General features: G+C 68.3%; 9 protein-coding genes. 5 read left to right on the forward strand and 4 right to left on the reverse strand.

From position 1 onward, the window contains the following. Positions 1-114: 114 nt before the first annotated feature. Positions 115-2,952: a phosphoenolpyruvate carboxylase gene (ppc, locus tag BN2503_RS17380; RefSeq protein WP_054257876.1), complete on the reverse strand. Its 2,838-nt coding sequence runs from the start codon at positions 2,950-2,952 to the stop codon at positions 115-117. A gap of 85 nt (positions 2,953-3,037) precedes the next feature. Here ppc and hemC point away from each other — a divergent pair, with 85 nt between their 5' ends. Genes hemC through BN2503_RS17400 form a run of 4 tightly spaced genes read left to right on the forward strand, consistent with a single transcriptional unit; the run spans position 3,038 to position 7,114 of the window. Then, on the forward strand, positions 3,038-3,970 hold the full coding sequence (hemC, locus tag BN2503_RS17385) for a hydroxymethylbilane synthase (RefSeq protein WP_054257877.1): 933 nt from the start codon (positions 3,038-3,040) through the stop codon (positions 3,968-3,970). Continuing rightward, positions 3,970-4,779, forward strand: coding sequence for a uroporphyrinogen-III synthase (locus BN2503_RS17390; protein WP_054257878.1), 810 nt, complete (start codon positions 3,970-3,972; stop codon positions 4,777-4,779). Before hemC ends, BN2503_RS17390 begins: the two co-directional genes overlap by 1 nt. Then, the gene (locus tag BN2503_RS17395; RefSeq protein ID WP_054257879.1) at positions 4,776-5,831 is read left to right on the forward strand and encodes a uroporphyrinogen-III C-methyltransferase; all 1,056 of its coding nucleotides are present in this window, start codon (positions 4,776-4,778) and stop codon (positions 5,829-5,831) included. Before BN2503_RS17390 ends, BN2503_RS17395 begins: the two co-directional genes overlap by 4 nt. 2 nt (positions 5,832-5,833) lie before the next feature. Beyond that, positions 5,834-7,114, forward strand: a complete 1,281-nt coding sequence (locus BN2503_RS17400) for a heme biosynthesis HemY N-terminal domain-containing protein (RefSeq protein ID WP_054257880.1) — start codon at positions 5,834-5,836, stop codon at positions 7,112-7,114. Positions 7,115-7,199: 85 nt separating this feature from the next. Here the strand turns inward: BN2503_RS17400 and fumC are convergent, their stop codons facing one another. Further along, positions 7,200-8,600: a class II fumarate hydratase gene (gene fumC, locus BN2503_RS17405; RefSeq protein ID WP_054257881.1), complete on the reverse strand. Its 1,401-nt coding sequence runs from the start codon at positions 8,598-8,600 to the stop codon at positions 7,200-7,202. A gap of 349 nt (positions 8,601-8,949) precedes the next feature. Here fumC and BN2503_RS17410 point away from each other — a divergent pair, with 349 nt between their 5' ends. Beyond that, entirely contained in the window at positions 8,950-10,401 is a 1,452-nt protein-coding gene (locus BN2503_RS17410; RefSeq protein ID WP_054257882.1) for a catalase, read from the forward strand. A 70-nt stretch (positions 10,402-10,471) separates the two neighbouring features. Here BN2503_RS17410 and BN2503_RS17415 read toward each other — a convergent pair whose 3' ends face one another. Continuing rightward, on the reverse strand, positions 10,472-11,935 hold the full coding sequence (locus BN2503_RS17415) for a YdgA family protein (protein WP_054257883.1): 1,464 nt from the start codon (positions 11,933-11,935) through the stop codon (positions 10,472-10,474). Between the two features lie 127 nt (positions 11,936-12,062). Then, positions 12,063-12,497 (reverse strand): integrase core domain-containing protein, encoded by a 435-nt coding sequence (locus BN2503_RS17420; protein ID WP_233495118.1) that lies wholly within the window; start codon positions 12,495-12,497, stop codon positions 12,063-12,065. Between the last annotated feature and the right edge of the window lie 158 nt (positions 12,498-12,655).

The following is a 12,655-nucleotide window of genomic DNA, read 5'->3' on the forward strand; positions in this document are numbered from 1 at the left end:
GTCGGTGCAAACTTGTGCGCTCCGATCCTAGCGCCCCCGCCCTGCCGCCATCGGCGGAACAGTGGCGGTTTTGGCGCCTTCTTCCGCGGCGCACGCGCCACGGCCTGCGGGCGCTCAGCCCGTATTGCGCAGCCCTGCGGCGATGCCGTTAATGGAGATGTGGATACCCGTTTGCACCCGCTCGTCGGCCTGGCCCGCGCGCCAGCGCCGCACCAGCTCCACCTGCAGGTGGTGCAGCGGGTCGATGTACGGGAAACGGTGGCGGATGGAGCGCGCCAGCGCGGTGTTGGCCGCCAGGCGCTGCTTCTCGCCGGTGATGCGCGTAAGCGCCTCGGCCGTGCGCTGCCACTCGGCCTCGATGGCGGTGAACACCTTTTTGCGCAAGCGCGCGTCGGCCACCAGCTCACTGTAACGCGAGGCCAGCGCCAGATCGCTCTTGGCCAGCACCATGTCCATGTTCGACAGCAGCGTGCTGAAGAAAGGCCAGTGCCGCACCATCTTGCGCAGCAGCGCCAGCTGGGCCTTCGGATCCTTGCCCGGCGCGGCCAGGAACTGCTCCACCGCCGTGCCGAAGCCGTACCAGCCCGGCAGCGTGAGGCGGCACTGGCCCCAGCTGAAGCCCCAGGGAATGGCACGCAAGTCCTCGATGCGCTGGCTGGCCTTGCGGCTGGCGGGGCGCGAGCCAATGTTCAGCTCGGCAATCTCGCGGATCGGCGTGGCATTGAAAAAGTAGTCGGTGAAGCCCGGGGTTTCATAGACCAGCGCGCGGTAGGCCGCCATGCTGGCCTGCGATAGCTGGTCCGCTGCCGCCAGGAAGGCGGGCACCGCCGGTTTGGTGGGCTGCAGCAGCGTGGCTTCGAGCGTGGCGGCCACCAGCGTTTCCAGGTTGCGCCGGCCGATCTCGGGGTTGGCGTACTTCGAGGCGATGACCTCACCCTGCTCGGTCAGGCGGATCTGCCCGCGCACCGTGCCCGGGGGTTGCGCCAGGATGGCCTGGTAGCTCGGGCCGCCGCCCCGCCCCACGGTGCCGCCTCGGCCATGGAACATGCGCAGGCGGATGCCTTCCAGCTCGTCGAACAGTGCCACCAGCGCGATTTCGGCGCGGTACAGCTCCCAGTTGCTGGTGAAGATGCCGCCGTCCTTGTTGCTGTCGGAATAGCCGAGCATGATGTCCTGCTCGCCGCCCGAGTGCGCCACCAGGGCCGCCACGCCGGGCAGTTGGTAGAAGGCGCGCATGATGGGTGCGGCGTTGCGCAAATCCTCAATCGTCTCGAACAAGGGCACCACGATCAGTTCGGCACGCGCATCGGGGCTGTCCAGCGTGCCATGCAGCAGGCCCACTTCCTTCTGCAGCAGCAGCACTTCGAGCAGATCGCTCACGGTTTCGGTGTGGCTGATGATGTAGTGACGAATAGCCTCGCGCCCATAGCTCGCGCGCAGGCGCCTAGCGGTCTCGAAGATGGCCAGTTCGCCCTGCGCCAGCGCTGAATACTCCGCCCCCACCACGCGCAATGGCCGTGCGTCCTGCAGCAGGCGCAGCAGCAGCGCGCGCTTGGCCTCTTCGCCCAGGCTGGCGTAGGCGCTTTCCACGCGCGCCGTGGCCAGCAGCTCGGCCACCACGGCCTCGTGCTGGTCAGAGCTTTGGCGCAGATCCACCGTTGCCAGGTGAAAACCGAACACTTCCACGGTGCGGATCAGTGGCTGCAAGCGCTCGGCCACCAAAGCGGCGCCATGGTGCGCCAGCAAGGAGCGCTCGATCACGCGCAGGTCGTCGAGGAACGCCTGCACGTCGGGGTATGGGTTCTGCGGTGCCACGGCGTGGCGCGCGGCCTCGCCGCCGGTCAGGCTTTTCAGCGTCGCTGCCAGGCGGGCGTACATGCCGGTCAGCGCGCGGCGGTAGGGCTCGTCCTGGCGGTGTGCATTGGTGTCGGGCGAGCGCTCGGCCAGCGCCATCATCTCTGGCGCCACGTCCACCAAACGCGCCGACAGCGATAGCTCGCCGCCCAGCAGGTGCACTTCGGTCAGGTAGTGACGCAGCGCCACGCTGGCCTGGCGTGACAGGGCCAGCTGCAGCGTGTCAGCGGTGACATTGGGGTTGCCATCGCGGTCACCGCCGATCCACTGGCCCATGCGCAGGAAGCTGTGCACACGCTCACCACCCAGGGCCTGCTCCAGCTCGGCGTAAATCTTGGGAATCTCGCCCAGAAAGGTCGCCTCGTAGTACGACAGCGCGTTCTCGATCTCATCGGCCACGGTGAGCTTGGAGTAGCGCAGCAGGCGCGTTTGCCACAGCTGCGTGACGCGCGCACGCAGCTGTGCCTCGTTGCGCGCCAGCTCACGCGGCGAGAGCGCGTCGCGCGCGGCGTTGTAGAGCTGGGCGCGCTCCTGGATGTCGTCGCGCTCGGCCAGCAGCAGGGCAATGTCGCGCTCGGCCGCCAGGATGCTCTGGCGCTGCACCTCCGTCGGGTGCGCCGTGAGCACGGGCGAGACGTAGCTCTGCGCCAGCGTCTGTGCCACCTGGCCCGGCGCGATGCCGGCCCAGCGCAGGCGCGCCAGCGCCACCTCAATGCTGCCCTCCTGGGTGTTGCCCGCGCGCTCATGCACGGCGCGGCGGCGGATATGGTGCCGATCCTCGGCCAGATTGGCCAGGTGCGAGAAATAGGTGAACGCGCGGATCACGCTCACGGTCTGGTCTGCGCTCAGGCCCTTGAGCAGCTTCTTCAGCGCCTTGTCGGCCTCCTGGTCGGCGTCGCGGCGGAAGGCCACCGAGAGCTGGCGGATCTGCTCGACCAGGCCGTAGGCGTCCACGCCCTCCTGCTCGCGGATCACATCGCCCAGAATGCGGCCGAGCAGGCGGATGTCCTGGATCAGCGGCAGGTCTTTGTCGGTCTTGCGCGCCGCGGGCTCCTTGGCGGCGGAGGCGCTATCACTCTTGCGGGGCTGCGCGTTCATGGGGCGGGGTCTCCTGAGACGGTTTATTGCAGCGCAGCATGCTAGCATCCCCAATGCCCCCTGCGGCCCGGATATAAAAAGCCCCATGAACACCCCCGCCACCCCGTCTCCCGCCCCCGTTGTCATTGCCACGCGCGAAAGCCGCCTTGCCCTGTGGCAGGCAGAGCACGTCAAGGCCCTGTTGGCCGCGCGCGGCCACACCGTCACGCTGCTGGGCATGACCACACAGGGCGACCAGATCCTCGACCGCTCGCTGTCCAAGGTCGGCGGCAAGGGCCTGTTCGTGAAGGAGCTGGAAGTGGCGCTGGAAGAAGGCCGCGCCCACATCGCCGTGCACTCGTTGAAAGACGTGCCCATGGAACTGCCCGAAGGCTTCGCCCTGGCCTGCGTAATGGAGCGCGAGGACCCACGCGACGCCTTCGTTTCCCCGCGCTACGCCAGCCTGGCCGCGCTGCCGCAGGGTGCGGTGGTCGGCACGTCCAGCCTGCGCCGCCAGGTGCTGCTGCAGGCGCTGCGCCCTGACCTGAAGATCGAGCCGCTGCGCGGCAACCTCGACACGCGCCTGCGCAAGCTCGACGAAGGCCAGTACGACGCCATCGTGCTCGCTGCCGCCGGCCTCAAGCGCCTGGGCCTGGGCGAGCGCATCCGGGCCGTCTTCGCGCCGGACGAGATGCTGCCCGCCGCCGGCCAGGGCGCCCTCGGCATTGAGGTACGCAGCGACCGGCAGGACCTGATCGCAGCGCTCGCCCCGCTGGCGCACCAGCCCACCTGGCTCACGGTGGCGGCCGAGCGCGCCGTCAGCCGCGCCATGGGCGGCAGCTGCTCCATGCCGCTGGCCGCACACGGCCAATGGCACGGCGACACACTGCACCTGGACGCCGCCTGGGGCGACCCCGAAGGCCGCAGCGCCCTGGTGCGCGCCCAGGCCCAGGCGCCCGTTGCCACGCTGGCCCAGGCCGAGGCGCTGGGCGATGCCGTGGCTGCGCAACTGCGCGCGGGCGGAGCCCAGGGTCTGTAATGCGCCGCGTCCTCGTCACCCGCCCGGCGCAGGACGCCGCGCAGTGGGTGGCCGATCTGCAGGCCCAGGGCATTGCCGCCGAGGCACTGCCGCTGATTGCCATCACCGCGAGCCCCTCCAACCAGGCGGCACTGCAGGCAGCGCGCGAGCGCCTGGCACACCCCCCCGCCTTTTACCGCGCCGTGATGTTCGTCAGCGGTAATGCCGTCGAGCACTTTTTTGAGTCAAATCACGCTCCAGCCCTTACTGGGAAAGCGCTAGCAGCTCTTGAAACAAGAGCATGGACACCCGGCCCCGGCACCGCGCGTGCGCTCTTGCAGCGCGGTGTGCCGGCGGAGTGCATCGACGGCCCGGCACCGGATGCGGCGCAGTTCGACTCCGAGGCGCTGTGGGCGCGCGTGGCGCCCCAGGTGCGTCCAGGTGACCGCGTGCTCGTAGTGCGCGGCGCCAGTGCGGGCGAGCCACCGGGCCTTGGCCAGGGGCGCGACTGGCTGGCGGCGCGCATCCACGCCGCGGGCGGCCAGGTGGACTTCGTTGTTGCTTACGAGCGCGGCGCCCCTGCCTTCGATGCGCCGCAGCAGGCGCTGGCGCGCCGCGCCGCGCACGATGGCACGCTGTGGCTTTTCAGTAGCTCCGAAGCCATCGCCCATCTGGGCCGGGCACTGCCCGGGCAGGACTGGGCCGCAGCGCACGCCCTGGCGACGCACCCGCGCATTGCGCAGGCGGCACGGACCGCGGGCTTCGGTTGTGTGAGTGAATGCAAACCCGCCCTTGCGGACGTGGCGGCCTTTATAAAATCCTGTCCATGAGTGAACAGCCCACCGCAGCGCACCACGCGCCCGTTGCCCCCCCCGCGCAGGGCGGCGGCGGCCATTTCGCGCTGGCCCTGGCCACCATGCTGGCACTGGCCGGCCTGGCCAGCAGCGCCCTTCTGTGGCAGAAGCTGAACCACATCCAAGAGCAGCTCGCGCGCCAAAGCGCCGACACCGGCGCCCACGCCACCGAAGCGCGCACCGTCGCCCGCCAGGCCGAAGAGCTGGCGCGCGAGACAGCCGCACGCCTCACCGTGGCCGAAACACGCGTGAGCGAAGTGGCGCTGCAGCGCAGCCAGCTGGAGGAGCTGATCCAGAGCCTGTCGCGCTCGCGCGACGAAAACCTGGTGGTCGACATCGAATCGGGCCTGCGTCTGGCCCAGCAGCAGACCCAGCTCACCGGCAGCCTGGAGCCCCTGGTGGCCGCGCTCAAGAGCGCCAGCCAGCGCATCGAGCGCGCCGCGCAGCCACGCCTGGGCCCGGTGCAGCGCGCCATCGAACGCGACCTTGACCGCATCGCGCGCGCCAGCGTGACCGACACCGCCGGCCTGCTCGGCCGCATGGACGACCTGGTGCGCCAGGTGGACGACCTGCCCACGCTGAATGCCGTGGCGCAGTCCTCGGCCATGCGCCGCGCTGCAGGCGCCCCCGCAGCCACGCCGGCGCCTGCCCTGCCCTGGTGGCAAGCCCAGTTGCACAAGGGCTGGGAGCTGGTGCGCGACGAAGCGCGCGGCCTGGTGCGCGTCAGCCGCATCGACCAGCCCGAGGCCGTGCTGCTCGCGCCCGACCAGGAATTCTTCCTGCGTGAAAACCTCAAGCTCAAGCTGCTCAACGCCCGTCTGGGGGTGCTTGCGCGCCAGTTCGACTCGGCGCGCACCGACGTCGCGGCCGCCACGGCGGCGCTCAACAAGTATTTCGACCCCGCCTCGCGCCGCACCCAAAATGCCGCCACCATGCTGCAGCAGATGCAGACGCATCTGAAGGCGGCCGAGCTGCCGCGCCTGGACGAAACCTTCGCGGCCTTGACCACGGCCGCAGCGGGGCGCTGACCATGCGCGCCGCTCTCTGGCTTCTCGGGCTGTTCGGCGCCGCCGTCGCGGTGGCACTGTTCGCGGGCAACAACCAGGGCACCGTGACGCTGTTCTGGCCGCCCTATCGCGTGGACTTCTCGCTCAACATGGTGGTGCTGCTGCTCGTGGGCGGCTTCGTCACGCTCCATGCCGCGTTCGCCGGGCTCAACGCCCTGCTGACCTTGCCGCGCCAGGCCGCACGCTGGCGCCAGCAGCAAAAGGAGCGCGCCATGCACGCGGCTTTGCTGCATGCGCTGGCGCACATGCTCTCGGGCCGGTTCCTGCGCTCGCGCAAGGCCGCGCTGACCGCGCTCACCCAGGAAAGCGCGCTGGCCGCCAGCGGCGCCAGCCTTGCGCATGCGCGCCAGTTGCGTGCCCTGGCGCACTTCATTGCCGCCGACAGCTCGCACGCGCTGCAGGACCGCGCCACGCGCGAAGAGCATCTGCGCCAGGCGCTCGAACAGGCACCCGCCAACGGCAATCCGCAGGAGCAAAGCATCCGCGAGGGCCTGCAGATGCGCGCGGCGCGCTGGACGCTTGACGACCGCGACAGCGAAGGTGCGCTGGAGCGCCTGGCGGCCCTGCCCCAGGGCGCAGCGCGCCGCACGCTGGCGCTGCGCATCAAGCTCAAGGCCTCGCGCCTGGCCGGCCACACACACAGCGCACTGGACACCGCACGCCTGCTGGGCAAGCACCACGCCTTCTCCAGCGCCGCGGCGCAAAGCATCGTGCGCGGTCTGGCTGCGGAGCTGATCCAGGGCGCACACGACACGGCGCAGCTGCAGCAGGTGTGGATGGGCCTGGAGCCCGTCGAGCGCGCCATGCCGGAGCTGGCTATTGAGGCGGCGCAGCGCCTGGCCGAGCTCGGCGGTGACGACGCCCAGGTGCGCGCATGGCTCCTGCCAGCCTGGGAACGCATGGTGGAACTGCCCCAGGCCCTGCCTGCGGCCCAGGCGCTCAAGCTGGTGTACGCGCTGGAGGCGGGGCTCGCCTCGCTCGACGCCACCTGGCTGGCACGCATCGAAGCCGCCCAGCGAGGCAACCCGCGCGACCCGCGCCTGTCTTACCTGGCCGGCATGGCATGCCTGAAACGCCAGCTCTGGGGCAAGGCCCAGCAGATGCTGACGCAGGCCGCACAACAGCTGGCCGATGCCCGCCTGCGCGCCAGCGCCTGGCGCCACTTGGCAGAACTGGCGGAGCAGCGCGGCGATGCCGAAGCGGCCGCCCAGGCGTGGAAGCAGGCCGCGCTGCAGCGTGCCTAAGTTGGCTACAGCGCGCTCCTGATTCAATAGCTTCTAGCGCTTACCCAGTAAGGGCTGGAGGCCTTTTTCACTAAAAACGGCCAGGTTACACCATCTTTCCTGGCACCACCCAGGCATCGAACTGTTGCGCTGTGACGTGGCCCGAGGCGATGGCCGCCTCGCGCAAGCTCAGGTTCTCGCGGTGCGCACGCTTGGCGATCTCGGCCGCCTTGTCGTAGCCGATGTGCGGGTTCAGCGCCGTCACCAGCATCAACGAACGCTCCAGCAGTTCCTCGATGCGCTGCCGGTTGGGCTCGATGCCCATGGCGCAATAGTCGTTGAAGCTGACCATGCCATCGGCCAGCAACCGGATGCTTTGCAGCACGTTGTGGATCACCAGCGGCCGAAACACGTTCAGCTGGAAATGGCCCGACGCCCCACCCACGTTGACCGCCACGTCGTTGCCCAGCACCTGCGCGCACAGCATGGTCAGCGCCTCGCACTGCGTCGGGTTGACCTTGCCGGGCATGATGGACGAGCCCGGTTCATTCTCGGGAATGGAAATCTCGCCCAGCCCGCAGCGCGGGCCGCTGGCGAGCCAGCGCACATCGTTGGCAATCTTCATGAGGCTGGCGGCCAGCCCCTTGAGCGCACCATGCGCGTGCACCAGCGCATCGCAGCTGGCCAGCGCTTCGAACTTGTTCGGCGCGCTCACCAATGGCAGCCCGCTCAGTGCCGCCAGTTCCTCGGCCACGGCCTGGGCATAGCCTGGCGGCGCGTTCAGCCCCGTGCCCACCGCCGTGCCGCCCAGGGCCAGTTCGCACAGGTGCGGTAGTGCTGCGCGCACATGCTCCTCGGCATGCGCAAGCTGCGCCACCCAGGCCGACACCTCCTGCCCCAGCGTCAGCGGCGTGGCATCCTGCAAATGGGTGCGGCCAATTTTCACGATGCCCGCAAACGCCTCGGCCTTGGCCGCCAGCGTGGTGCGCAGTCCCACCAGCGCGGGCAGCAGGTGGCGCACCAGCCCCTCCACTGCGGCCAAGTGCATGGCGGCGGGGAATACGTCGTTGCTCGACTGGCTGAGGTTCACATCGTCGTTGGGGTGGATCACGCGCCCATGGCCGCGCGGCCCGCCCAGCATCTCGCTGGCGCGGTTGGCCAGCACCTCGTTCATGTTCATGTGGGTCTGCGTGCCCGAGCCCGTCTGCCAGACCACGAGCGGAAACTCCTGCGCATGGGCGCCCGCCATCACCTCATCGCACGCCGCAACGATGGCCGTGGTCTTGGAGGCACTGAGCAGCCCCAGGGAATGGTTGACGTAGGCGCAGGCACGCTTGACCTGGGCCAGCGCCGCAATCAGCTCGGGCGCCATGCGCTCCCCGGAAATGGCGAAGTGCTCCAGCGCCCGCTGGGTCTGCGCACCCCACAAATGCCGTGCGGGCACGTCGATGGGGCCGAAGCTGTCGCGTTCGGTGCGCGTGGCGGTCGATGCAGTCGTGACGGTCATGGCGACTCCTGGGAAGGCAACGGGTGCAGGATAACCTTTTGCCGTCCACGGGCCGGGGGGAATCGCGCGCCGGACGGCCTCGGCGTTCATCCCGTCTGCGAATCGTCAAGCTCCCGCGCACGTCCCGGCGTACCCTGGCAACGTCCCCCACGCCGATGCGCAGGCACCCGGGTCCGAGGAGGGCACGACCCGATGGCCCGCCACGGCGCAAGGGCTGTACCCTGCGCCGTGGCTATCGCCGGGTTGCAGTAATTCAATCGTGGAAGCATTGCCTCTACCATAGAACAAGACAATAATTCCAAGTTCATAGCAGAGAACTATTATTTTTGCCACTGAAAGGAGTCCCACCATGACCCAACGCCTCACTACCGCCGCTGGCGCCCCCGTCGCCAACAACCAGGATGCGCTCACCGCCGGCCCGCGCGGCCCGATGCTGCTGCAGGATCTGTGGCACCTGGAGAAGCTCGCGCACTTCCACCGCGAGGTGATCCCCGAGCGCCGCATGCACGCCAAGGGCTCCGGCGCCTACGGCACCTTCACCGTCACGGGCGACATCACGCGCTACACGCGCGCCAAGGTGTTCTCCGAAGTTGGCAAACAAACGCCGCTGTTCGTGCGCTTTTCCACCGTGGCCGGCGAGCGCGGCGCGGCCGATGCCGAGCGTGACATCCGCGGCTTCGCCGTGAAGATGTACACCGAGGAAGGTAACTGGGACCTGGTGGGCAACAACACGCCGGTGTTCTTCTTCCGCGACCCGCTCAAGTTCCCCGACCTGAACAAGGCCGTGAAGCGCGACCCGTACACCAACCTGCGCAGCCCCGAGAGCAACTGGGACTTCTGGACCGGCCTGCCCGAGGCGCTGCACCAGATCACCATCGTGATGAGCGACCGCGGCATTCCGCGCGGCTACCGCCACATGCACGGCTTCGGCTCGCACACCTACAGCCTCATCAACCAGGCGGGCGAGCGCCACTACGTCAAGTTCCATTGGGTGAGCCAGCAGGGCATCGAGAACCTGACCGACCAGGAGGCTGCCGCCGTGGTCGCCCAAGACCGCGAGAGCAGCCAGCGCGACCTGCTTGAAGCCATCGACCGTGGCGACTTCCCCAAGTGGAAGCTGTGCGTGCAGATCATGACCGAGGAAGAGGCGCAGACCTACCGCTTCCACCCGTTCGACCTGACCAAGGTGTGGAGCAAGAAGGACTACCCGCTGATCGAGGTCGGCGTGATGGAGCTCAACCGCAACCCCGACAACTACTACGCCGAAGTGGAGCAGGCCTCGTTCGCACCAAGCAACCTGGTGCCCGGCATCGGCCCCTCGCCCGACCGCATGCTGCAGTCGCGCCTGTTTTCGTATTCCGACGCTGCGCGCTACCGCCTGGGCGTGAACCACCACCAGATCCCGGTGAATGCGCCGCGCTGCCCCGTGGCCCACTACCACCGTGACGGCGCGATGCGCGTGGACGGCAACTTCGGCCGCACCATCGCCTACGAACCCAACACCAAGGGCGAATGGCAAGAGCAGCCCCAGTACGCCGAGCCCGTGGAAAAGCTCTACGGCGACGCCAGCCGCTGGAACTACCGCGAGGACGACAGCGACTACTTCACCCAGCCCGGCGACCTGTTCCGCCTGATGATGCCCGAAAAGCGCAGGCTGCTGTGCGAGAACACCGCGCGCGCCATCGCGGGCGTTTCGCAGCACATCGTGGACAAACACATTGCGCACTGCACGCAGGCCGACCCGGCCTACGGCGCGGGCGTGGCCGACGCCATTGCACGCCAGAGGGCTGGCACGCTCTGAGCCAATCACTGCGCGGCAAACAAAAAAAGCGCCTGCCCCCGCGCGCAGGCGCTTTTCTCGCGCCCCGGTGCTACTGCAGGGCAGCCATGGGCAATGCCATGGGCTTGCCGTTCAGGGTCATCTGCCCGCCCTCGATCTTCAGCGCACTGGTCAGGTGCTCGCCCTCCAGGCGCGCATAGCCCGAGGCCTGGGCCATGCCCACCATGCCTTCCACGTCATCGGCCGTCACTTCAGGCTTGCCCGTGGCCTGCAGCAGCGGCGCCAGCCATGCCTTGGGCAGGCGCGCATTGGCATGCAACAGCGTGCCCTGCAGCAAGGCAGGCATCCAGCCGGTCGCGGCGATCTGCTCCGCTGGCGGCGCGTTGCGCACCTCGGCACCGTAGTCGAGCTCGCCCGTCTGCCCCTGGAACGTGGCTTGCAGCTTCATCGAATACGCTGGCAGGGCGGCTACCAGACGCGGCGCATTTTGCGCGAACACGTCCGCGCCCTGCCCTTCCAAGCCCTCCCTGGCATTGGCCAGGCCGGCATTGCGGTAGCCGTCCACCAGCGCACGCTGGATGTTGCGCAGCGCCTCGATGTCCAGGCGCTGGAGCTTTTGCACATAGCCTAGCGACTCGAAATCCAGCGGACCGATACGGCCCACACCCTTGAACTCGGTGGTCACGCCCAACTTGGCCGCATCGGCTTCCACCACGGAAATGCCGGCCAGATCCTTCAGATCGAGCAGCGTCTGGGCATCGCCCTCGACGGACGTGCGGCGCATCCCCATGCGCGCCACGCGCAGGCTGGCCTTGCCGGGCCCCAGCCCCCACAGGCCGTCAATGGCGGTGCTATCAAAACTGCTGTCGATGCCCTGAAACGTCAGGCTGGTGCGTGCCACAGGCTCCGCAGCCACTTCATCGCCATCGTCCTCTTCGGCTTCCTGTGCGTCTTCGTCGTCCCGGTTGGGCAGGCCCAGGAGGGCCAGTTCAGGCCAGCGCCACGTACCCTGGACGCGGTTGCCGCTCACGCTGGTGTCAAGTGCCATTTCCTGCCAGCGCAGCGTGACCTCGCCATCGCCAATCTCGCCCGCCGGCAGCAGCAGGCGCATGTCGTGGCTGCCCGTGAAGCGGTGCACGGTGGTCAATGTGGGCGCTGTGGCCTTGGCCAGGGCCTGGCGGCTGTTGTCGTCCAGCCCCTCCAGCGCGAAGTGCGACTCTGCCCAAGCGGCCGCCAGTTGGCCGCCGGCCAAGGGGCCGTGGCGTACCGTGGTATCCACCACCAGGCGCACGGGCTTTGGCACAGCGCCCGCCACGGGCTGCACCCCCTCCTCGGTGGGCACTGACCACTGCAGCACCAGCTTGGCTTGCGACGAGAAAAACCCTTTGCGGTATTCCTCGGCAACCACGGTCTGCGCGCCCAGAAGTGCGCGCAATTCCGCCACGGCCTGCGCATAGCTGGCGTGCGCCTTCTGCCCGGCATACCAGGTTGTTCCGCCGTAGGCGGCGATGGCCAGGGTGGCGCCTACGGCCACGGCGATTTTCTTGTTACCCATTCCTGCATTCCCCATGGTGAATCGATTCCGAATCCCGCTCTTTCTCCGGGAGGCGCGAGAGCTTATCAGCCGGCCATAGCGCGAGTGCCTTTGAAGCGATGTATTGACCCAGCAATTCCTGCTCAGGTCATGCCGCTAATGCAAACGCCTCAGCGGGAGTTCTCATGCCCAGCGCCTGATGTGGGCGCCGGTGGTCGTAGAAGTGGATCCAGTCGCCGATAAGGCAGCTGGCGTGTTGCAGCGACTCGAACCTGTGCCGATGCACGCACTGCTCCTTGAGCGTGCGGATCACCCGCTCGACCAGGCCGTTCTGCTCAGGGCTGTGCGGCGTGATGAACTCCTGGCGCAGCCCGTAGCTACGGACCAAGGCCGTGAAGCTACGGCTGGTGAAGACCAGCCCATTGTCCGAGCGCAGCAGGAACGGCGCTGGCACACGGCCCAGCGTGCCGAAGCGCGCGATCAGGGCCTGTTCCAGCGCTGATTCGGCCGTCTTCGGTTTGCCGCTGCGGGACAGATGCCAGCCCAGCAACTCGCGGCTGTGGCAGTCGATCACCAGCGCCATGGGCGTGTCCGAATTTTTGTGTAAACGGGTCGGACTTCAATTGACGGAGATGCGGTCTCCGAACTGAATGGTAAAGCGGGTCAGCGCGGCCTTCCAATCGTGGATGGGCATGGTCCACTTCTGGCTGATGTTGCGCAGCGCCAGGTAGAACAGCTTGG

It is taken from the genome of Paenacidovorax caeni (genome assembly GCF_001298675.1).
GTDB classification, from domain to species: domain Bacteria; phylum Pseudomonadota; class Gammaproteobacteria; order Burkholderiales; family Burkholderiaceae_C; genus Paenacidovorax; species Paenacidovorax caeni.

Bases quoted from the DNA above. Each gene is read 5' to 3' on its own strand.
- ppc (WP_054257876.1), bottom strand. From the start codon at position 2,952: ATGAACGCGCAGCCCCGCAAGAGTGATAGCGCCTCCGCCGCCAAGGAG.
- hemC (WP_054257877.1), top strand. From the start codon at position 3,038: ATGAACACCCCCGCCACCCCGTCTCCCGCCCCCGTTGTCATTGCCACG.
- BN2503_RS17390 (WP_054257878.1), top strand. From the start codon at position 3,970: ATGCGCCGCGTCCTCGTCACCCGCCCGGCGCAGGACGCCGCGCAGTGG.
- BN2503_RS17395 (WP_054257879.1), top strand. From the start codon at position 4,776: ATGAGTGAACAGCCCACCGCAGCGCACCACGCGCCCGTTGCCCCCCCC.
- BN2503_RS17400 (WP_054257880.1), top strand. From the start codon at position 5,834: ATGCGCGCCGCTCTCTGGCTTCTCGGGCTGTTCGGCGCCGCCGTCGCG.
- fumC (WP_054257881.1), bottom strand. From the start codon at position 8,600: ATGACCGTCACGACTGCATCGACCGCCACGCGCACCGAACGCGACAGC.
- BN2503_RS17410 (WP_054257882.1), top strand. From the start codon at position 8,950: ATGACCCAACGCCTCACTACCGCCGCTGGCGCCCCCGTCGCCAACAAC.
- BN2503_RS17415 (WP_054257883.1), bottom strand. From the start codon at position 11,935: ATGGGTAACAAGAAAATCGCCGTGGCCGTAGGCGCCACCCTGGCCATC.
- BN2503_RS17420 (WP_233495118.1), bottom strand. From the start codon at position 12,497: ATGGCGCTGGTGATCGACTGCCACAGCCGCGAGTTGCTGGGCTGGCAT.